Source organism: Streptomyces sp. NPDC058663 (assembly GCF_042716745.1).
GTDB lineage: Bacteria > Actinomycetota > Actinomycetes > Streptomycetales > Streptomycetaceae > Streptomyces.
On sequence record NZ_JBHXRV010000028.1, the window covers coordinates 61,514 to 81,171 of the forward strand.

16 protein-coding genes, 1 pseudogene and 1 riboswitch are annotated in these 19,658 nt (G+C 73.9%); of the genes and pseudogenes, 9 read left to right on the forward strand and 8 right to left on the reverse strand.

Going from position 1 to position 19,658, the window contains the following annotated elements:
- Positions 1–19 precede the first annotated feature (19 nt).
- Complete coding sequence (locus tag ACFWVV_RS21300) at positions 20–949, forward strand: ABC transporter ATP-binding protein (RefSeq protein WP_384353672.1); 930 nt, start codon at positions 20–22, stop codon at positions 947–949.
- Positions 942–1,613, forward strand: a complete 672-nt coding sequence (locus ACFWVV_RS21305; RefSeq protein ID WP_384353533.1) for an ABC transporter ATP-binding protein — start codon at positions 942–944, stop codon at positions 1,611–1,613. Before ACFWVV_RS21300 ends, ACFWVV_RS21305 begins: the two co-directional genes overlap by 8 nt.
- A gap of 15 nt (positions 1,614–1,628) precedes the next feature.
- Here ACFWVV_RS21305 and ACFWVV_RS21310 read toward each other — a convergent pair whose 3' ends face one another.
- Positions 1,629–1,925 carry a hypothetical protein gene (locus ACFWVV_RS21310; RefSeq protein ID WP_384353531.1) on the reverse strand — a complete coding sequence of 99 codons (297 nt, stop codon included), beginning with the start codon at positions 1,923–1,925 and terminating at the stop codon, positions 1,629–1,631.
- Positions 1,926–2,149: 224 nt separating this feature from the next.
- Here ACFWVV_RS21310 and ACFWVV_RS21315 point away from each other — a divergent pair, with 224 nt between their 5' ends.
- Entirely contained in the window at positions 2,150–3,028 is an 879-nt protein-coding gene (locus tag ACFWVV_RS21315) for a phosphatidylinositol-specific phospholipase C/glycerophosphodiester phosphodiesterase family protein (protein ID WP_384353528.1), read from the forward strand.
- Between the two features lie 48 nt (positions 3,029–3,076).
- Here the strand turns inward: ACFWVV_RS21315 and ACFWVV_RS21320 are convergent, their stop codons facing one another.
- A complete protein-coding gene (locus ACFWVV_RS21320) occupies positions 3,077–3,436 on the reverse strand; it encodes a DUF779 domain-containing protein (protein WP_384353525.1) in 360 nt (119 codons plus the stop codon).
- Between the two features lie 121 nt (positions 3,437–3,557).
- A complete protein-coding gene (locus tag ACFWVV_RS21325) occupies positions 3,558–4,484 on the reverse strand; it encodes an alpha/beta fold hydrolase (RefSeq protein ID WP_384353523.1) in 927 nt (308 codons plus the stop codon).
- 109 nt (positions 4,485–4,593) lie between these two features.
- Between ACFWVV_RS21325 and ACFWVV_RS21330 the strand changes: the two genes are divergently transcribed.
- Entirely contained in the window at positions 4,594–5,292 is a 699-nt protein-coding gene (locus tag ACFWVV_RS21330; RefSeq protein ID WP_384353520.1) for a TetR/AcrR family transcriptional regulator, read from the forward strand.
- A gap of 120 nt (positions 5,293–5,412) precedes the next feature.
- Here ACFWVV_RS21330 and pgm read toward each other — a convergent pair whose 3' ends face one another.
- The gene (gene pgm, locus ACFWVV_RS21335; protein WP_384353517.1) at positions 5,413–7,062 is read right to left on the reverse strand and encodes a phosphoglucomutase (alpha-D-glucose-1,6-bisphosphate-dependent); all 1,650 of its coding nucleotides are present in this window, start codon (positions 7,060–7,062) and stop codon (positions 5,413–5,415) included.
- 229 nt (positions 7,063–7,291) lie between these two features.
- On the opposite strand from pgm, the gene ACFWVV_RS21340 reads away from it, so the two are divergent.
- From ACFWVV_RS21340 to cobM, 3 genes and pseudogenes are all read left to right on the forward strand, one after another.
- Positions 7,292–7,369: a 50S ribosomal protein bL37 gene (locus ACFWVV_RS21340; RefSeq protein WP_373312619.1), complete on the forward strand. Its 78-nt coding sequence runs from the start codon at positions 7,292–7,294 to the stop codon at positions 7,367–7,369.
- Between the two features lie 401 nt (positions 7,370–7,770).
- Positions 7,771–9,033 (forward strand): annotated as a pseudogene (gene cbiE / locus ACFWVV_RS21345) (precorrin-6y C5,15-methyltransferase (decarboxylating) subunit CbiE); the annotation flags it as partial.
- Between the two features lie 323 nt (positions 9,034–9,356).
- Positions 9,357–10,106: a precorrin-4 C(11)-methyltransferase gene (cobM, locus tag ACFWVV_RS21350; protein ID WP_384353514.1), complete on the forward strand. Its 750-nt coding sequence runs from the start codon at positions 9,357–9,359 to the stop codon at positions 10,104–10,106.
- A 137-nt stretch (positions 10,107–10,243) separates the two neighbouring features.
- Here cobM and ACFWVV_RS21355 read toward each other — a convergent pair whose 3' ends face one another.
- Positions 10,244–11,377, reverse strand: coding sequence for a cobalt-precorrin-5B (C(1))-methyltransferase (locus tag ACFWVV_RS21355; RefSeq protein ID WP_384353511.1), 1,134 nt, complete (start codon positions 11,375–11,377; stop codon positions 10,244–10,246).
- 11 nt (positions 11,378–11,388) lie between these two features.
- Here ACFWVV_RS21355 and ACFWVV_RS21360 point away from each other — a divergent pair, with 11 nt between their 5' ends.
- Positions 11,389–12,231 (forward strand): cobalt-precorrin-6A reductase, encoded by an 843-nt coding sequence (locus ACFWVV_RS21360; RefSeq protein ID WP_384353508.1) that lies wholly within the window; start codon positions 11,389–11,391, stop codon positions 12,229–12,231.
- On the opposite strand, the gene ACFWVV_RS21365 is transcribed toward ACFWVV_RS21360, so the two are convergent.
- The 3 genes from ACFWVV_RS21365 to ACFWVV_RS21375 all read right to left on the reverse strand — a co-directional run bounded on the left by ACFWVV_RS21365 (position 12,154) and on the right by ACFWVV_RS21375 (position 15,724).
- Positions 12,154–13,680, reverse strand: coding sequence for a precorrin-2 C(20)-methyltransferase (locus ACFWVV_RS21365; protein WP_384353505.1), 1,527 nt, complete (start codon positions 13,678–13,680; stop codon positions 12,154–12,156). The genes ACFWVV_RS21360 and ACFWVV_RS21365 overlap by 78 nt on opposite strands.
- Complete coding sequence (locus tag ACFWVV_RS21370) at positions 13,677–14,303, reverse strand: precorrin-8X methylmutase (RefSeq protein ID WP_384353502.1); 627 nt, start codon at positions 14,301–14,303, stop codon at positions 13,677–13,679. Before ACFWVV_RS21370 ends, ACFWVV_RS21365 begins: the two co-directional genes overlap by 4 nt.
- Positions 14,304–14,392: 89 nt before the next feature.
- Positions 14,393–15,724, reverse strand: coding sequence for a hypothetical protein (locus ACFWVV_RS21375; protein WP_384353670.1), 1,332 nt, complete (start codon positions 15,722–15,724; stop codon positions 14,393–14,395).
- A gap of 113 nt (positions 15,725–15,837) precedes the next feature.
- A riboswitch (cobalamin riboswitch) is annotated at positions 15,838–15,911 on the forward strand.
- Positions 15,912–15,991: 80 nt separating this feature from the next.
- Between ACFWVV_RS21375 and cobN the strand changes: the two genes are divergently transcribed.
- Positions 15,992–19,591: a cobaltochelatase subunit CobN gene (gene cobN, locus ACFWVV_RS21380; protein WP_384353499.1), complete on the forward strand. Its 3,600-nt coding sequence runs from the start codon at positions 15,992–15,994 to the stop codon at positions 19,589–19,591.
- The last annotated feature ends 67 nt before the right edge of the window (positions 19,592–19,658 follow it).

A 19,658-nucleotide genomic window follows, 5' to 3' on the forward strand; every position in this document is an offset into this window, starting at 1 on the left:
CCTCTCGGTACGTTTCCGGATGCGCGGCGGGCGGCACATCGCGGCCGTCACCGACGTGTCCTTCGACCTCGCGCCGGGGGAGTGCCTGGCCCTCGTCGGCGAGAGCGGCTGCGGCAAGTCCGTCCTGGCCTCCGCCCTGCTGGGCCTGCTGCCCGCAAACGCGCAGACGGCCGGCCACGCCCACCTGGGCGCCACGGACCTGCTCACCGCCGACGAGAAGACCCTCGCCCGTACGGTACGAGGGCGACGCATCGGCCTCGTACCGCAGAGCCCGGCCGCCCACCTCACCCCCGTGCGCACCGTCGGCTCGCAGCTCGGCGAGACCCTGCGCGCGCTCACCGGCACGCGCAAGCAGGACCTCGGCAAGGCGGTGCGGGCGGCGGCGGAGCGGGCCGCGTTCCCCGCCGGCCACCTGGACCGCTACCCGCACGAACTCTCCGGCGGGCTCGCCCAGCGCGCCGCGACGGCCCTCGCGCTCATCGGCGACGCCCCGCTGCTGCTCGCGGACGAACCCACCACCGGACTCGACCGCGACCTGGTCAACCGTACGGTCGACGAACTGCGCCACCACATCGACGCCGCACCGGACGCCCCCCAGGGAGCCGGGCGCGCCCTGCTGATGATCACCCACGACCTGGCGGCCGCGGAGCGCATCGCCGACCGCATCGCCGTCATGTACGCGGGGCGCATCGTCGAACTCGCCGACGCCCAGGCCTTCTTCGGGGCACCCGGACCGCGCCACCCTTATGCGCGCGGACTGCTGAACGCACTCCCGGAGCGCGGCTTCACCCCGATTCCCGGCATGCCCCCGGAGCTGGGCGACCTGCCGGACGGCTGCGCGTTCGCGCCGCGCTGCCCGTACGCCGGGGAAGCGTGCACCGTGCAACCGCAGTTCGCCGACCGGATCGCCTGCCACTACCCGCCGGACGAGGAGCCCGCCCGTGCTTGAACTCGAAGCGATCACCGCCGGATACGAGCGCGGCACACCGGTCTTCAGGGACGCGCACCTGAGTGTCGCCCCCGGCGAGTCGCTCGGACTGCTCGGCCCCAGCGGCTGCGGCAAGTCCACGCTCGCCAGGGTCGCGGCCCTGCTGCACCGCCCCGACGCCGGCACCGTCACGCTCGACGGCACCCGCGTCCGGGGCTGGCGGCACCGCGCCCCGCGGGAACAGCGCACCGCGATCGGCGTGGTGTTCCAGCAGCCGCGGCTGTCCGCCGACCCCCGGCTGCGGCTGCGCGACCTCATCGGCGAGCCGCTGCGGGCGAACGGCCGCGGCGGCGAAGTGGCCGAAACTGTCGATGAGTTGAGTGAAACCGTCGGCCTCGGCGAGGACCTGCTGGGCCGCCGCCCGCACGAGGTGAGTGACGGGCAGCTGCAACGCGCCTGCCTCGCGCGGGCGTTGGTGCTCCGGCCGCGCTGGCTGGTGTGCGACGAGATGACCGCGATGCTGGACGCCTCGACCACGGCAGCCCTGGTGGCCGTCGTCGAGAACTACCGCCGCGACCGGGGGGCGGGGCTGCTCGCCGTCGGCCATGACAGGGTGCTGCTGGAGCGCTGGTGCGACCGTACGGTGCGGTGGGACGAGGTGGCGGGCGCGAAGAGCGCCGTGTGACGTACGGGGGTGGGGTCAGGCCTCGTTGGGGTTGCTCGCCCGGTTGTGCGCGGCGTCCAGGCAGCCCCGCACCCAGTGCTCGCGGGCGTCGTCGGCCTTCTTGCCGGCTGTGAGCGACCACTTCTGGCAGCCCCCGGCAAGGGCGGCGGCCATCGCCTTCCCGTCACGGTCCGTCTTGCGGAGCTGGGTGGCATGGTGGTAGCCGGCGTTGTAGGCCACGTTCTCCACCCACACGGGCTGGTCGTTGAACTTCGCGGCCACGGCCCACGCCGCCGCGCCGAGCACCAGGGCGGCGACGAGGACTGCGATCACCAGATTCTTCCGGCGCGGGCCAGGGACATGTGTGGAGATATCTCCTGTGAGGACCATGTGAACACCCTGCCAGACGGTCCGCGTCGGTGATCCACCGGGGCTCCGTTGGTTAAGGGTGGCGGAACGCGGCACGAACTCCGGTGCCGGACCTGCCGATTGGGCTGCCGCACGACGGATACTCGGCCCAGTTCACGCGCCCTGACGCCGACCCCGGAGGCACCCACATGTCCCTCACCACCCGACGCGCCGCAGCCGCGACCTTCGCCGGAGCGCTCGTCGGCGCGGCCGGCTGGGCGAGCACCCTGCCCGCATCCGCCGCCGGCTCCCTCCCGGGTACCGGGCACGCGCACCGCGCACCTCTGCGCCGCGCGCACGCCCACAACGACTACGAGCACCCGCGCCCGCTGCTGGACGCCCTGTCGCACGGCTTCACCAGCGTCGAAGCCGACATCTACCTGGTCGACGGGCAACTCCTCGTCGCCCACGACCCGGCGGACCTCGATCCGGCCCGCACCCTGGAAGCCCTCTACCTGCGGCCGCTGGCCGGCCTGGTGCGGGAGAATCACGGCAGCGTCCACCGCGGCCACCACCGGCCCGTCCAGCTGCTCGTGGACATCAAGACGCAGGGGGAGGCCACCTACCTCGAACTGCACCGCAGGCTGCACCCGTTCCGCCGGATGCTCAGCACGTACCGCGACGGCCGGGTGCGCCTCGGCGCGGTCACCCCGGTGATCTCCGGCGACCGGGCGGCCCGCGTCCCGATGGAGGCCCAGCGCACCCGGTACGCCTTCTACGACGGACGGCTGGAGGACCTCACCGCCGCGCGCCCGGCCCCCTCCTCCTTCATCCCGCTGATCAGCAGCAACTGGACGTCCAGCTTCAGCTGGCTGGGTGACGGGCCCTTCCCGGCGGCGGAGCGGGACCGGCTGCACGCACTGGTGCGCGCAGCCCACCGGCAGGGCCGGCGGGTGCGCTTCTGGGGGACGCCCGACCAGCCGGGACCCGCGCGTGACGCACTGTGGCGCGAGTTCCTCGCCGCCGACGTCGACCACCTCAACACGGACGACCTCGCCGGGCTGGAGAAGTTCCTCAGGCGTCACTGAGGGCGGCCGCGGGGCCGCGCCCGCCGGGAGGGGCGGTGCCGTTGCTGATCAGATCACCCGCGACCTGATCAGGAACCGCACCCCCTCCGGCGCCTCCAGCGAGAACCCGCTGCCGCGGCCCTCGACGACGTCCACGATCAGCCGGGTGTGCCGCCACAGGCCGTACTGGCTGGTCGACATCCAGAACGGCACGGCCCCCTTCACCCCCTCCACGTCGAGCGACGCGAGCAGTACGTCCGAACCTCCGGTGCGGAACTCGCCGTCCGGGTAGCACATCGGCGCGCTGCCGTCACAGCAGCCGCCCGACTGATGGAACATCAGGGGGCCGTGCGCCTCCGTGAGTTGGCGCAGCAGGCCGGCGGCAGCGGGGGTCAGTTCGACGAGTGGACTCTCGGGGACGGAACTCATGGTGTGCGGCCCCTCTCGCGTGCGGTGGAAATGGTGGGTGGTGGCGCCGTATCGCACACAGTTTCGCCCCTCGGTGCCGCCGCCGACACCCCGCCTGCCCGGCCGGGGGCAGGCGCCGGCCTCAGCCCGCCCGACGTGTCCGGCAATTGCCGGCCAGTGCGGCGACCTCGTCGGTGACACGGGCCCAGGAGGATTCCGGCAGCTCGTGTCCGGTCCCCGGCAGCAGGACCAGTCGGGAGCCGGGGATGCGGGAAGCGATGGCCCGTGCCGCGCCCGGCTTGATGAGCGGGTCGTCCGCCCCGTGCAGGACGAGGGTGGGCCGCGATACCGACTCGAGGGGGCCACCGTGCCACTGCGCGCCGATCTGACGGCTCTGTGCCTGCGGGTCGTGCAGCCCACCGTCCCTGTTGCGGGCGCCCGCCGCCCGCGCGGCCTGCTCGTCGAACGGCCGGGCAGGCGAAGCCAGCAGCCGTAACACGGCAACCGCCGCCTCGGCGTCCCCCTCGGGCGTGTCGGGGAACTTCAGCCTCGCGAACCGGGCCAGGGTGCCGAGCCGGACGTACCGCAGGCTCCGCAGACCGGCGCAGTCACCGGGCACAGCAGCCATGGTCGTGAGCGTGCGCACCCTCTGGGGGTGCCGCAGCGCCACCCGCTGGACGACGGCCCCGCCGAGCGAGACGCCGAGCAGGTGCGCCGACTCCCAGCCCAGCGCGTCCAGTACGGCGACGGTGTCGTCCACCATGTCCTCCGCCGTGTACGCCGCGCCCCGCCTGCGGAACAGGGCGGTGAGGGGGTTGCGGGTGGCGGTCGGCGGCAGATGGGTCGAGTCGCCGCCGTCGCGCTGGTCGTAACGGGCCACGGCGAAGCCCCGGGCGGCCAGCATCCGGCACAGCTCGTCCGGAATCCACCTGCGGTTGGCGCCCAGACCGGTGGCCAGCAGCAGCGGCTCGCCGTCGGCCCCTTCGTCCAGCTGGTCGAAGGCGAGGCGGACCGGGCCGTTCGAGGCCAGGCGGAGCGGGCCCCACGGACTCGTCGAAGGGGTGGGCATGAGGGTCCTCCCTAAACTGCGATCGATGTTCGCAGTTTAGAGTAGGGGGTGCGGCAGGCCTGCGGCAACGCCGCAGGAAGCGAGAGATACGGAAGAGGTGGGTGGGGCGATGGCCCAGGAAGCGGTGACGACCGTCTGGTTGCGGCCCGAGCGCGGGGCCAGGGGGCCCGCGGCGGCGCACAGCCGTGCCGAACTGTCCGCCGCCGCCGTGGAACTGGCGGACCGCGACGGTCTGGCGGCGGTGTCCATGAGGCAGGTGGCGGCGGCGCTGGGGACCGGTCAGGCCTCTCTGTACCGCTATGTGTCGGGCCGGGACGACCTGCTCGATCTGATGACCGACGCGGTGGTGGGGGAAGTGGACCTCGACGCGCCGCTCCGTGGGGAACCCGTCGAGGACCTGCTGGCCCTGGCCGTGCGGACCCTTGCCGTTCAGCTGCGGCACCCCTGGCTGGCCGACGTGCCACCGGAGCCGCTCAGGCTGGGGCCGCGCGGGCTCGACTACCTGGAGTACGCGCTGCGGGCGATGGAGCCCGCGGGGCTGCCGGGGGGTGAGCGGACGGAGCTCGTGGCACTGATGAACGCCCTGGTCGCCCAGTTCGCCAGGGCCCGGACCCAGGGTGCGGGTACGGGAGGCCGCAGAGCGGCGCAGGCCGCCTATCTGCGCGAAGCGGCGTCGACCGGAAACCATCCGCACGTCGCGGCGGCGCTGGCCGGCCCCGGTGGGGCGGCGGGGGAGGGGGCGGAGGCCGGCTTCGAGCGGTTGATGCGCAGGACACTGACCGGACTGCTGGCGTCCGGCCCCGGCTGAGCCGCGTCCTCCGCAGTACGACGCCACGTCCCCCGCAGTACGACGCCGCATCCTCCGCAGCACGACGCCCCCGCCCGCGAGATCGCGGGCCGGGGCGTCGTACCACGGGGGTGGGGCGGGTCAGCCCGCGTCCGCCGCGAGCGCTGCCGAGACGACCCCCTTGGCCTCCTCCTGGACCCGGGCCAGGTGCTCGGCGCCGTGGAAGGACTCCGCGTAGATCTTGTAGACGTCCTCGGTGCCCGACGGGCGGGCCGCGAACCAGGCGTTCTCGGTGGTCACCTTGATGCCGCCGAGCGCCGCGCCGTTGCCGGGGGCCGAGGTGAGCACGGCGGTCACCGGCTCGCCCGCGAGGGTGTCCGCGCCGACCTGCTCAGGGGAGAGCTTGCCCAGCACCGCCTTCTCCGCCGGGGTGGCCGCCGCGTCGATCCGCGCGTACGCGGGCTCGCCGAAGCGCGCGGTCAGGTCCGCGTAACTCTGCGAAGGCGTACGCCCGGTGACGGCCAGCATCTCCGAGGCGAGCAGCGCCAGAATGATGCCGTCCTTGTCAGTGGTCCACACAGAGCCGTCACGGCGCAGGAACGACGCCCCCGCCGACTCCTCGCCGCCGAAGCCCAGCGAGCCGCCCGCCAGCCCGTCGACGAACCACTTGAAGCCCACCGGCACCTCGACCAGCGTGCGGCCCAGGTCCGCGGCCACCCGGTCGATCATCGACGACGACACCAGTGTCTTGCCGACTCCGGCGGACGCGGCCCACCGGTCGCGGTGCGCGAACAGGTAGGAGATCGCGGCTGCCAGGTAGTGGTTGGGGTTCATCAGCCCGCCGTCGGGGGTGACGATGCCGTGCCGGTCGGCGTCCGCGTCGTTGCCCGTGGCGATCTGGAACCGGTCCCGCTGTTCGATGAGCGAGGCCATCGCGTACGGCGACGAGCAGTCCATCCGGATCCTGGCGTCCCAGTCCAGCGTCATGAAACGCCAGGTCGGGTCGGTCAGCGGGTTGACGACGGTGAGGTCGATACGGTGCTGCTCGGCGATCCGGCCCCAGTAGGCGACGGAGGCCCCGCCCAGCGGATCCGCGCCGATCCGCACCCCGGCGGCGCGCACCGCGTCCAGGTCCAGCACGGCCGGCAGGTCGGCGACGTACGTCCCCAGGAAGTCATAGCGCCCGGTGGTCTCCAGCGTCAGCGCCCGCGTGTACGGGACGCGGCGGACGCCCTTGAGGCCGCCCGCGATCAGCTCGTTGGCCCGGTCCTGGATCCAGCCGGTGGCGGCGGAGTCGGCGGGGCCGCCGTTCGGCGGGTTGTACTTGAAGCCGCCGTCGGCGGGCGGGTTGTGCGACGGGGTGACGACGACACCGTCCGCAAGACCGGCGGTGCGGCCCTTGTTGTACGTGAGGATGGCGTGCGACACCGCGGGGGTGGGCGTGTAGCCGTCCGCTTCGTCGATGAGCACCCTGACGTCGTTCGCGGCGAACACCTCGACCGCGGTGACCTTCGCGGGCTCCGACAGCGCGTGCGTGTCGGCGCCGAGGAACAGCGGCCCGTCGATGCCCTGGAGCGCGCGGTACTCGCAGATCGCCTGGCTGGTGGCGGCGATGTGGTCCTCGTTGAACGCGGTGTTCAAGGAGGAGCCGCGGTGGCCCGAGGTGCCGAAGGCCACCCGCTGGCGGGGGTCGGCCGGGTCCGGGTGCAGCGCGTAGTACGCGGTCACCAGCCGGGCCACGTCGACGAGATCTTCCGGCCGGGTCTGCTGTCCCGCTCGTTGGTGCGGCATCCGCCCGTTACCTCCATGGTGTCGCGAACAATCCGGTACGGGACATTCTCGCGGACCGGAGGGACTGCTCGCGCGCACGTCTGTTCGTGGGGGCGGGGGAGGAGTGACATGCGGGGCACCGGGGTAGCAGGGCGGATGTCGACGAGTGGAATACCGCGGCAAAGCGGTGGAAACTCGTCGATGAGTCACCGATCGTCGAACACCGAACGTGGAACGTGAGGAGAGCGCCATGTCGTCCAAGCGCCGTCGTAAGAAGAGGGCACGCCGGAAGAACGGTGCCAATCACGGGAGCCGTCCGCAGTGCTGAGGCGGGCTGTGCCTGGGTGCTGAGGTACTGCTGACGTGGTGCCGGGTGGCGTCCGCCCCTTTTTCCGGGGTGGGCGCCACTTTTGTGTGCGGTGGGTGGGTGGGTGCGGCGTGGCTGGAGACAGGGGGGCGCGGCACAAGGGTGTGCGGTACAAGGGTGCGCGGCTCCGCCGGGGGCCGCCCCCTTGCCCGTCCGTTCCGCCCCCGGGGGGCGGCCCCGCCGCCCGGGGCGACGGCGGTGATCAGGGCGGCCCCGCCGCCCAAGGCGACGGCGGTCATCAGGGCTGCCCCGCCGACCGAGGGGGGCGGGGACGCGGTGGGGTTTGACCTGGTCGGGGCGGGAGTTCGGGGGGACAGTAGAGTCTGGGCTGCGTCGTCCCCCGAGCCCCGAGGTATCCGTCCGTGACTCTCGCCGCCCCCGAACCGGAACCGTCCGACCCGCCCCAGGTCATCGTCGTAGGCATCGGCGCCGACGGCTGGTCCGGCCTGCCCGACGCCTCCCGCGAGGCGCTCCTGGGCGCGCAGGTCGTCATCGGCGGCGGACGGCAGCTCGCCCTCCTCCCCGACGAGTGCCCCGGCACCCGCATATCCTGGCCGGTCCCGTTGCGCCCGGCCGTCCCCGGCCTCCTCGCCGAGCACCGCGAGAGCCGCACGGTGGTCCTGGCCAGCGGCGACCCGATGTTCTACGGCATCGGCCGGGCCCTCGCCGAGGTCCTCGGCCCCGACGCCCTGCGCATCCTGCCCCACCCTTCCTCCGTCTCGTACGCCTGTGCCCGCATCGGCTGGCCGCTGGAGGACACCGAGGTGGTCACCCTGGTCGGCCGCCCCCTCGCCCGGCTCGCCGCCGCCCTGCACGACGGCCGTCGCCTGCTCGTCCTCAGCGCCGACGCCGACACCCCCGCCGCCGTCGCCGCCCTGCTGCGCGACCACGGCTTCGGCCCGAGCAGGATGAGCGTCCTCGCCCAGCTCGGCGCCGAGGACGAAACCTGCGCCGAAGGCACCGCCGACACCTGGCAGGAGCCCCCCGGCGATCCGCTGAACGTCATCGCCGTCAGCTGCCGCCGCGCCCCCGGCGCCCTGCGCCTGGGCGCCGTACCCGGCCTGCCGGACAGCGCGTACGAACACGACGGCCAGCTCACCAAGCGCCACATCCGCGCCGCCACCCTCGCCACCCTCGCCCCCGCCCCCGGCGAGCTCCTCTGGGACGTCGGCGGCGGCTCGGGCTCCATCGCCGTGGAGTGGCTGCGCACCCACCCGTCCTGCCGCGCCGTCAGCGTCGAACGCGACCCGGTGCGCGCCGAGCGCATCAGCCGCAACGCCGACCGGCTCGGCGTGCCCGCCCTGCGGGTGGTCACAGGCCGGGCACCCGCCTCGCTGGCCGGACTGCCCGTGCCGGACGCCGTGTTCATCGGTGGCGGGCTGACCGCATCCGGTCTCCTGGACGCCTGCTGGGACGCCCTGCCCGCGGGCGGCCGACTGGTTGCCAACACGGTCACCCTGGAGTCCGAGGCACTCCTCGCGGCCTGGCACCGCCGGCACGGCGGCGACCTCGTGCGGCTCGCCGTCGCCCATGCCGTGCCCGTCGGCGGCTTCACCGGGTGGCGGCAGGCCATGCCGGTCACCCAGTGGTCCGTCACGAAGAAGGCCGACAGCTCCACGCAGTCCGACAGGCCTCCGCAGTCCGACAGCTCCCCGCAGTCCGACGGTCCTGCGCGGTCCGACAACCCCACGAGCTCCGATGGTCCCGCGAGGACGGTCATCCCTGACAGGCCCGTCAGCCCCGAGAGGCCCGTCAGTCCCGAGAGGCCCGTCAGTCCCGACAGCCCCGCGTGGCTCGACAGCCCTCAGGAGCCGGCCGGCCCCCGGAGGACCGCGACCCCCGACAACCCCGCGAGCCCCGCTGTTCCCGCGACCCCCGACTGGCTCGACAGTCCCGAATGCCCCGACTGGCTCGAGAGCCCCGCCCCCGACGCAGGAGAGAACCCGTCATGACCGTGTACTTCATCGGAGCGGGCCCCGGCGCCGCCGACCTGATCACGGTGCGCGGCGCCCGCACGCTCGCCGCCTGCCGGGTCTGCCTGTACGCCGGCAGCCTGGTGCCGCGCGAGCTGCTCGCCGAGTGCCCGCCCGACGCCCGCCTCGTCGACACCGCCCAGCTCGACATCGAGCAGATCACCGCCGAGCTGACCGCCGCCCACGCGGCCGGACACGACGTCGCCAGACTGCACTCCGGCGACCCCTCCGTCTTCAGCGCCGTCAACGAGCAGATGCGCCGCCTCGACGAGGCAGGAGTGCCCTACGAGGTGATCCCCGGCGTCCCGGCCTTCGCGGCCGCGGCAGCGGCGCTCAAGCGGGAGCTGACGGTGCCCACCGTCGGCCAGACCGTCATCCTCACCAGGATCGCCCAGCGCGCCACCGCCATGCCCGAGGGCGAGGACCTGGCGACCCTGGGCCGCAGCGGCGCCCTGATCGTGCTGCACCTGGCCGCCCAGTACGTGGACCGCGTCGTCGAGGAACTGGTGCCCCACTACGGTGCCGACTGCCCGGCGGCCGTCGTCGCGTACGCCTCGCGCCCCGACGAGATCGTGCTGCGCGGCACCCTCGACGACATCGCCGCGCAGGTGAAGGAGGCCGGAGTGCTGCGCACCGCCGTCATCATGGTGGGCCGCACGCTCGGCGCGGAGCAGTTCCGCGACAGCCACCTCTACTCCCCGGCCCGCGACCGGCACAGCTGCTGAGCGCCCCACCGGCCGGAACGGGAGGGCCGGCACGGCGGGAAGAGCCGGCCGTGCGGGCACAGCCGGGCCGGCGGCGCCCGTCCGCGCCCGGCAGCGGAGCCGGGCCGGGTGGGGGCGAGCCAGCCGGGGACAGCGGGTCAGCGCACGCCGCTGCGTCCCACCACCGTCCCTGCCCGGTCGATACAGATCACGTCGACCGCCACCGGCGCGCCCCGCAGCACCGCCAGCGCCTCGTCGCGGGCCCCCTCCGCCACCAGATCGCCCAGCGGCACCCCGCGCGCCTGGCACAGCTGGAGGGCCGCGAGCCCCGTGTTGGCGGCCGCGATCGCGGCCGCCAGGCCGTCGTCCGCACCGCCCCGCCGGGCCAGCTCCGCCAGGAACGCCTTGTCGACCTGTGAGCGGCCCGAGTGCAGATCCAGGTGCCCGGCCGCCAGCTTCGACAGTTTGGCGAAACCGCCGCAGACCGTCAGCCGGTCCACCGGATGGCGCCGTACGTACTTGAGCACCGCGCCCGCGAAGTCGCCCATGTCCAGCAGGGCGATCTCGGGCAGCCCGTACTCGGCCACCACCGTCTTCTCCGACGTCGAACCCGTACAGCCCGCCACATGGGTGTGCCCGGCCGCCCGCGCCACGTCCACGCCCCGCCGGATCGAGTCGATCCACGCCGAGCAGGAGTACGGCACGACGACACCCGTGGTGCCCAGGATGGAGAGGCCCCCGAGGATGCCGAGCCGGCCGTTCCAGGTGGAGCGGGCGATCTCCTCGCCGTGGTCCACCGAGAGTGTCACCTCGACGTCACCGGTGCCGCCGTGCGCGGCCGCCACCCGCGCCACGTGCTCGCGGATCAGCTGCCGGGGCACCGGATTGATGGCGGGCTCGCCCACCTCCAGGGGCAGCCCCGGCAGGGTGACGGTGCCCACCCCGGGGCCCGCCAGGAACACCACACCCGAGCCCGCCGGCAGCCGCCGTACCGTGGCCCGTACCAGCGCCCCGTGCGTCACGTCCGGATCGTCACCGGCGTCCTTGACCACCCCGGCCATCGCCCGCTGGCCGTCCAGTTCCTCCACGGCCAGCGCGAAGGCCGGTGTCTGGCCGCGCGGCAGGGTGATCGTCACCGGGTCGGGGAACTCGCCGCCCAGCAGTGCCGTGTACGCGGCGGTGGCCGCCGCCGTCGCACAGGCGCCGGTCGTCCAGCCGGAGCGCAGACCGGTGTGCTTGAGTTGGGCGTCGCGGCCGCCCCCGGCGCCGGGCGGTTTGCTCGTCTCACTCATGGAGGGATCCCGTGCACGTACTCGTTCTCGGAGGTACGACCGAGGCCAGGCGCCTCGCCGGACTTCTGGTGGACCTTCCAGGTGCCCGTGTCACCAGCTCCCTCGCCGGGCGGGTCGCGAGTCCCAGGCTGCCGCCGGGCGAGGTACGGGTGGGCGGGTTCGGCGGGGCCGACGGACTTGCCGCATGGCTGCGTACCCACCAGGTGGACGCGCTCATCGACGCCACCCATCCTTTCGCCGGAACGATCAGTTTCTCCGCGGCCTCGGCGGCCGCCGCTGCCCATGTTCCCCTGCTGGCGCTGCGCCGGCCCGGCTGGGCGCCGGGCGAGGGCGACCGCTGGCACCCGGTCGGCTCACTGGCCGAGGCCGCCGAGGCGCTGCCGCCACTGGGCGAGAGGGTCTTCCTCACCACCGGGCGGATGGGTCTCGCCGCCTTCGCGGGCCTGGACGCCCAGTGGTTCCTGATGCGGTCGGTGGACGCGCCCGACGGGCCCTGCCCACCGCGCATGGAGGTGCTGCTCGACCGGGGCCCCTTCACCCTCGAAGGGGAACGCGCACTGCTGCGCCGCCACCGCATCGACGTCCTGGTCACCAAGGACAGCGGCGGCGCGGCCACCGCTCCCAAGCTGACGGCAGCCCGCGAGGCCGGAGTTCCCGTGGTCGTGGTGCGCCGCCCGCCGGTACCCGACGGCGTACCGGTGGCGGACACCCCGGAGGCGGCCGCCGCCTGGCTGCGCGCGCGGTGCTCTGCCCGCGCGCGCGGGCGGGCCGGCCGCTCAGAGCTCCGGATACCGCCGGGGCGTCCAGACGATCTGCTCCCCGTCGTCACCCCGCCGCACCCACCGCGTCTGTGAGGACCCCACGATGAGCAGGGTCCGCATGTCGACCTCCGCCGGGTCCAGGTCCCCGAGCCGTACCGTGCGTACGCTCTCGGCGGGCCCGCCCACGTCCCGGGCGAGCACCACGGGGGTGTCCGGCGAGCGGTGTTCCAGGAGCAGGTCGCGGGCCTTGCCGACCTGCCAGGTCCGGCTGCGCGAACCGGGGTTGTACAGGGCCAGCACCAGGTCCGCCGAGGCCGCGGCCCGCAGCCGTTCCGCGATCACCTCCCACGGCTTCAGCCGGTCGGAGAGCGAGAGCGTCGCGTAGTCGTGCCCCAGCGGGGCCCCCGCCTTCGCGGCGGCGGCGTTCGCCGCGGTCACCCCGGGCAGCACCCGTACCGGAACCGCCGCGTACTCCTTCTGCGAGGCGACCTCCAGGACGGCCGTCGCCATCGCGAAGACACCCGGGTCACCGCCCGACACCACGGCGACCCGCCGGCCGCGCCGCGCGAGGTCGAGCGCGAACTCGGCGCGCTCGGACTCCACCTTGTTGTCGGAACCGTGCCGCACCTGGCCCGGACGCACCGGCACCCGGTCCAGGTACGTGGTGTATCCGACCAGGTCGTCGGCGGCGGCCAGCGCCCCGCGCGTCTCGGGCGTCAGCCACAGCGGGCCCGCAGGGCCCGTGCCGACCACGACGACCTCGCCGTCACCCTCGGCACGTGCCGCAGGAGCCGCGGTGTGCGCCGACCCGATCCGGCTCGGCAGCACCGCGACCGCGAAGTAGGGCACCGAATCCGCGTCCACATCGGCCAGTTCACCGGTGCGCTCCCCGGCCATGGTCGCGCGCTCCACGTACCGGGCCTCGGCGAGGCGCCCGGACGCTTCGAAGGCTCCGCGCACCGCGGGGAACGTACGCCCCAGCTTCATCACGACCGCGGCGTCGGTCGCCGCGAGCCGGGCCGTCAGCTCCTCCTGGGGCAGCGTGCCCGGCAGGATCGTCAGCACCTCCTCGCCCTCCACGAGCGGCGTCCCGAGCCGGGCCGCCGCCGCGCTCACCGACGTCACCCCGGGGATCACTTCGGTGGGGAACCGGTCCGCGAGCCGCTTGTGCATGTGCATGTACGAGCCGTAGAACAGCGGGTCGCCCTCGGCGAGCACCGCGACGGTGCGGCCCGCTTCGAGGTGCGCGGCCAGCCGGGCCGCCGCCTCCTCGTAGAACTCCTCCAGGGCCGCCCGGTAGCCGCCCGGGTGGTCGGTCGTCTCCGTGGTGACGGGGTAGACCAGCGCCTCCTCGATGTGCCGGTCCTCGATGCGGCCGGCCGCGATGGACCGCGCTATCGACCGCCCGTGCCGGGCACTGTGATAGGCGATCACGTCCGCCTCGGCGATGACCTCCACGGCGCGCACCGTCATCAGCGACGGGTCGCCCGGCCCCAGACCCACACCGTAGAGCCGGCCCTTGAGCTGTCCGTTCGTGCTCATTCTTCCTCGCTGGCGATCGCGTTGAGCGCGGCGGCGGCGATCGCGCTGCCCCCGCGCCGGCCGCGCACGATCAGGTGCTCAAGGCCCGACTCGTGCACGGACAGTGCTTCCTTGGACTCCGCGGCGCCCACGAAGCCGACCGGCACACCGATCACGGCCGCCGGACGGGGCGCGCCCGCCTCGATCATCTCCAGCAGCCTGAAGAGCGAGGTCGGCGCGTTGCCGACCGCCACCACCGAACCCTCGAGCCGGTCCCGCCACAGTTCCATGGCGGCCGCGCTGCGGGTCGTGCCGAGCTCCTTGGCGAGCGCGGGCACCGACGGGTCGGACAGCGTGCACACCACGTCGTTGTCGGCGGGCAGCCGCTTGCGGGTGACTCCGCTGGCGACCATCTGCACGTCGCACAGGATGGGCGCTCCGGCACGCAGCGCGGCACGCGCCGAGGCCACCACGCCGGGGCTGAAGGCCAGGTCGCGCACCAGGTCGACCATGCCGCAGGCGTGGATCATACGGACCGCGACCTGGCTGACGTCGGCGGGCAGACCCGCCAGATCCGCCTCGGCGCGAATCGTGGCGAAGGACTGGCGGTAGATCGCCGGTCCGTCCTTCTCGTACTGATGCACTGTGCTGTCGCTCTCTTCTGCGGGCTCTTCTGCGGGCCTGGACGGGGAAACGGGTGGTGGATACGGCGGAAAGCGGAGAGGAACTGGGGTCAGGTGTGCCGGCCGCGCGCCGCGGCCACCGCGCCCGACAGTGCGGGCGAGCCCGCGGGGACGGCCACCGGGGCGTCCCGGACTCCGTCCCGGACGACGGAGATCTCGTGCCCTTCGGGAGTGGCGAGGACATCGACCCAGTCGCCGTGCGGGTGCCCGCACCTGCGCGCACACCCCGACCAGCGGACCGGCAGCACGCCCAGCGGGCCCACCGCCGCTGCCGCCTGCGCCTGCGCCTGGACGTCGGCGAGCGACTTGGCGCAGCCCGGCCGTCCGACGCACGCGCCGACACCGCGCCAGGGGGAGTCGGGGCGGGTGATCAGACCGGCCTCGCCCAGCAGGTCCAGCAGGGCGCCGGCCTCCTCGGGCGCGACACCGGGAAGGACCACACCGCGCCACGGGGTCAGCCGCAGGGTGCCGTCGCCGTGGTGCAGGGCGGTGTCCGTGAGCAGTTGCCACTGGGCGGCGGTGACCCGTCCCAGCGGTACGCCGACGGACAGGGCCGCGTCCGCCGCTCCCGCCACCACGCCGAACCCCGGTACCACGGCCGCGGCGGGCCGGTCAGGACCCCCCGTGCGCGTGGCGTCGAGACCGGCCAGGCGCAGTTCCGCCGCGACCTCCGCCAGCAGCACGTCCGCGCCCTCGGGGACGTCGGACACCCGCCACACCCCCTCGTCCCGCACCCGGTCCAGGAAGGTCTCGGCAGCCAGCAGTGCCGCCCGTGCCGCCTGCGCCCCCGGCACCCGTACGACGTCGAGGGCCCCGCCGATCCGCAGCAGTGCGCCGCCGCCCGCCCGGGCCAGCACCGTCACGTCGGCGCCCAGCGTGTCCACGTCGCCGCGGCCGTCGTCCAGCGCGAACAGGAACCGGCCCGAAAGCCCCGTCACCCGTTCGCTGGCGCACAGCATCGCGTCCAGCTCCCTCAGCCAGGGGCCGACATCGCCCTGCCCCAGGCCGTCGAGCCCCGACAGGGGGGACGCCACGACGTTGCGCACCCGTTCATGCCGGACGGAGGGCAACAGGCCCGCCTCGCCGAGCAGTTGGGCCAGGGTGCCGCCGCAGTCGGCCGCCAGGCCGCGCAGTTCGGCGTTGCCCCGCGAGGTGAGGCGAATGTCACCCTCGCCCAGCCGGGCCGCCGCGGCTCCCAGCGCGCGGGCCTGTCCGGCACCGAGCAGACCGCCGGGCAGCCGCACCCGCGCCAGTGCCCCGTCGTCCGCGCCGTGCAGCCGCAGGGCCCCCGGGCACGCGTCGCCGCCGGTGCGGGCGTGAGCCGCACCGGTGGGTCCGGGCGAGGTGGGCGAAGTGGCTGGTGGGGGCATGGCGGCGAGCATACCGACCGTTGAGGGACTGCTGTTCGACACCGTGTACGGCCCACTTGACCCGGGGCCCTAATATGCCTGGTGGCGGGCGTACGGGCCCGCCGTCGCCACCGACGGCGACAGGGGAGGAAGCCCGGTGGAATTCCGGCGCGGTCCCGCCACTGTGAGCCCGGCCCCGTGCCGGGCGAGTCAGGAACTCCCTTGCGCGAGCCCCGATTCCCTTGGGGCTTCCCTCACACCGCCCGGGGCGTGGACACCCCGAGGAAGGCACGACGCCGCATGCTTCTGCTCCTGTCGACGTCCGACACCGACCTGCTCAGCGCCCGCTCCTCCAGTGGCCCTGTCGGGTACCGCTTCGCCAACCCTTCCCGGCTCGCCCTCTCCGACCTGCCCGAGCTCCTCGACGGGGTCGACCTCGTCGTCGTACGGCTCCTCGGCGGTGTCCGCGCCTGGCAGGACGGCCTCGACCAGGTCCTCGCCACCGGCAGGCCCGTGGTGGTCCTCACCGGCGAACAGGCCCCCGACGCCCAGCTGATGGCCGCCTCCACCGTCCCCGTCGGCATCGCCGCCGAGGCGCACGCCTACCTGGCGCACGGCGGCCCCGCCAACCTGGAGCAGCTGGCCCGCTTCCTCTCCGACACCGTCCTGCTCACCGGCCACGGCTTCGAGTCGCCCGCTCCCGCGCCCTCCTGGGGGCCGCTGGAGCGCACCGCCCGCGCGGACGTCGAAGGCCCGACCGTCGCGGTGCTCTACTACCGCGCCCACCACATGAGCGGCAACACCGCCTTCATCGACGCCCTGTGCGGTGAGATCGAGGCCGCCGGAGCACGCCCGATGCCGCTGTACGTGGCCTCCCTGCGCGCCCCCGAGCCCGAACTCATCGAGGAGTTGCGGGCCGCGGACGTCATCGTCACCACCGTCCTCGCCGCGGGCGGCACCCGCCCCGCCGAGGCCTCCGCGGGCGGCGACGACGAGTCCTGGGACGCCGGCGCCCTCACCGGCCTGGACGTCCCCATCCTGCAGGCGCTGTGCCTGACCTCCTCCCGCAGCGACTGGGAGGACAACGACGAGGGCGTCTCCCCGCTCGACGCGGCCAGCCAGATCGCCGTGCCGGAGTTCGACGGCCGCCTGATCACCGTCCCGTTCTCCTTCAAGGAGATCGACGAGGACGGCCTGCCCGCGTACGTCGCCGACACCGAGCGTGCCGCCCGGGTCGCCGGGATCGCTGTACGCCACGCCCGCCTGCGGCACATCCCCAACGCCGACAAGCGCGTGGCCCTGGTCCTGTCCGCCTACCCCACCAAGCACTCCCGCATCGGCAACGCGGTCGGCCTCGACACCCCCGCCAGCGCCGTCGCCCTGCTGCGCCGCCTCAAGGAGGAGGGCTACGACTTCGGCACGCAGGAGGTCCCCGGTCTGGTCTCCGGCGACGGCGACGAGCTGATCTACGCCCTGATCGAGGCCGGCGGCCACGACCAGGAGTGGCTCACCGAGGAGCAGCTGGCCCGCAACCCGGTGCGCATCCCGGCCGCCGACTACCGGCGCTGGTTCGCCACCCTGCCCGCCGAGCTCCGCAGCAACGTCGAGGAGCACTGGGGCCCGGCCCCCGGCAACATGTTCGTGGACCGGTCCGCGAACCCGGAGGGCGACATCGTGCTCGCCGCCCTGCGCTTCGGTAACCTGCTCATCCTCATCCAGCCGCCGCGCGGCTTCGGCGAGAACCCGATCGCGATCTACCACGACCCCGATCTGCCGCCCTCGCACCACTACCTGGCCGCATACCGCTGGATCGCCGCCCGCACCGAGGACAACGGCTTCGGCGCCGACGCGATGATCCACCTCGGCAAGCACGGCAACCTGGAGTGGCTGCCCGGCAAGAACGCGGGCCTGTCCGCAGCCTGCGGCCCCGACGCCGCACTCGGCGACCTGCCGCTGATCTACCCGTTCCTGGTCAACGACCCCGGCGAGGGCACGCAGGCCAAGCGTCGCGTGCACGCCACCCTCGTCGACCACCTGGTGCCGCCGATGGCCCGCGCCGACAGCTACGGCGACATTGCCCGCCTGGAACAACTGCTCGACGAGCACGCCCAGATCGCCGCCATGGACCCGGCGAAGCTGCCCGCGATCCGCGCCCAGATCTGGACCCTCATCCAGGCCGCGAAGCTGGACCACGACCTCGGGCTCGAAGACCGGCCGAAGGACGAGGGCTTCGACGAGTTCATCATGCATCTCGACGGCTGGCTCTGTGAGATCAAGGACGTCCAGATCCGCGACGGCCTGCACGTGCTCGGCGGCGCCCCGGCGGGCGAAGCCCGCGTCAACCTCGTCCTCGCGATCCTGCGCGCCCGCCAGATCTGGGGCGGCACCGCGTCCCTGCCCGGCCTGCGCGAGGCCCTCGGCCTCGACGAGTCCGCCGCGCAGCGCACCGCCACCGACGACATCGAGGAGCAGGCCCGCGGCCTCGTCCAGGCGATGGAGGACGCGCACTGGGCGCCGGAGGCCGTTGCGGACGTGGCCGCGGGCCACCCCGCCGCCGTCGCCGACATCCTCGCCTTCGCCGCCCGCGAGGTCGTCCCGCGCCTGGCCGCCACCACCGACGAACTCACCCACACCGTCCACGCGCTGAACGGCGGCTTCGTCCCGGCGGGCCCCTCGGGCTCCCCGCTGCGCGGCCTGGTCAACGTCCTGCCGACCGGCCGCAACTTCTACTCCGTCGACCCCAAGGCCGTCCCCTCCAAGCTCGCCTGGGAGACCGGACAGGCCCTCGCGGAATCCCTCCTGGAGCGCTACCGCAACGACAACGGCGAATGGCCCACCTCCGTCGGCCTCTCCCTCTGGGGCACGAGCGCCATGCGCACGGCAGGCGACGACATCGCCGAAGCGTTCGCCCTGCTCGGCGTGCGCCCCGTCTGGGACGACGCGTCCCGCCGGGTCACCGGCCTCGAGGCGATCCCGACCGCCGAACTCGGCCGCCCCCGCATCGACGTCACCCTGCGCATCTCGGGCTTCTTCCGCGACGCCTTCCCGCACACCATCGGCCTCCTCGACGACGCGGTGCGCCTCGCCGCCTCCCTGGAGGAGCCCGACGAGATCAACTACGTACGCGCCCACACCCAGGCCGACCTTGCCGAGCACGGCGACGAACGCCGCGCCACCACCCGCATCTTCGGCTCCCGCCCGGGCACGTACGGCGCGGGCCTCCTCCAGCTCATCGACTCCCGCGACTGGCGCACCGACGCCGACCTCGCGGAGGTCTACACGGTCTGGGGAGGCTACGCCTACGGCCGCGAACTCGACGGACGCCCTGCCCGCGAGGAGATGGAGACGGCGTACAAGCGCATCGAGGTCGCGGCGAAGAACACCGACACCCGCGAGCACGACATCGCCGACTCCGACGACTACTTCCAGTACCACGGCGGCATGGTCGCCACCGTGCGCGCACTGAAGGGCAAGGCCCCCGAGGCGTACATCGGTGACTCCACCCGCCCGGAGACGGTGCGCACCCGCACCCTCGTCGAGGAGACCTCCCGCGTCTTCCGCGCCCGCGTGGTCAACCCCAAGTGGATCGAGGCGATGCGCCGCCACGGCTACAAGGGCGCCTTCGAACTCGCCGCCACCGTCGACTACCTCTTCGGGTACGACGCCACCACGGGCGTGGTCGCCGACTGGATGTACGACAAGCTCACCGAGACCTATGTCCTGGACCCGGTGAACCGAGAGTTCCTCAAGGAAGCCAACCCCTGGGCGCTGCACGGCATCGCCGAACGCCTCCTGGAGGCCGAGTCGCGCGGCATGTGGGCCAAGCCCGACCCGGCCGTCCTGGACGCGCTCCGCAAGGCGTACCTGGAGACCGAGGGCGACCTGGAGGGCGAGGACTGAGCGGCAGGCCGGGCGGCCGGCCTGCCGGCAGGACCGCCCGCCCGGCCGCAGCGCCACGCACCAGCAC

Bases quoted from the DNA above. Each gene is read 5' to 3' on its own strand.
- cobN (WP_384353499.1), top strand. From the start codon at position 15,992: ATGCTTCTGCTCCTGTCGACGTCCGACACCGACCTGCTCAGCGCCCGC.
- ACFWVV_RS21315 (WP_384353528.1), top strand. From the start codon at position 2,150: ATGTCCCTCACCACCCGACGCGCCGCAGCCGCGACCTTCGCCGGAGCG.
- ACFWVV_RS21340 (WP_373312619.1), top strand. From the start codon at position 7,292: ATGTCGTCCAAGCGCCGTCGTAAGAAGAGGGCACGCCGGAAGAACGGT.
- ACFWVV_RS21375 (WP_384353670.1), bottom strand. From the start codon at position 15,724: ATGCTCGCCGCCATGCCCCCACCAGCCACTTCGCCCACCTCGCCCGGA.
- ACFWVV_RS21320 (WP_384353525.1), bottom strand. From the start codon at position 3,436: ATGAGTTCCGTCCCCGAGAGTCCACTCGTCGAACTGACCCCCGCTGCC.
- ACFWVV_RS21330 (WP_384353520.1), top strand. From the start codon at position 4,594: ATGGCCCAGGAAGCGGTGACGACCGTCTGGTTGCGGCCCGAGCGCGGG.
- cobM (WP_384353514.1), top strand. From the start codon at position 9,357: ATGACCGTGTACTTCATCGGAGCGGGCCCCGGCGCCGCCGACCTGATC.
- pgm (WP_384353517.1), bottom strand. From the start codon at position 7,062: ATGCCGCACCAACGAGCGGGACAGCAGACCCGGCCGGAAGATCTCGTC.
- ACFWVV_RS21300 (WP_384353672.1), top strand. From the start codon at position 20: ATGCGCGGCGGGCGGCACATCGCGGCCGTCACCGACGTGTCCTTCGAC.
- ACFWVV_RS21365 (WP_384353505.1), bottom strand. From the start codon at position 13,680: ATGAGCACGAACGGACAGCTCAAGGGCCGGCTCTACGGTGTGGGTCTG.
- ACFWVV_RS21325 (WP_384353523.1), bottom strand. From the start codon at position 4,484: ATGCCCACCCCTTCGACGAGTCCGTGGGGCCCGCTCCGCCTGGCCTCG.
- ACFWVV_RS21355 (WP_384353511.1), bottom strand. From the start codon at position 11,377: ATGAGTGAGACGAGCAAACCGCCCGGCGCCGGGGGCGGCCGCGACGCC.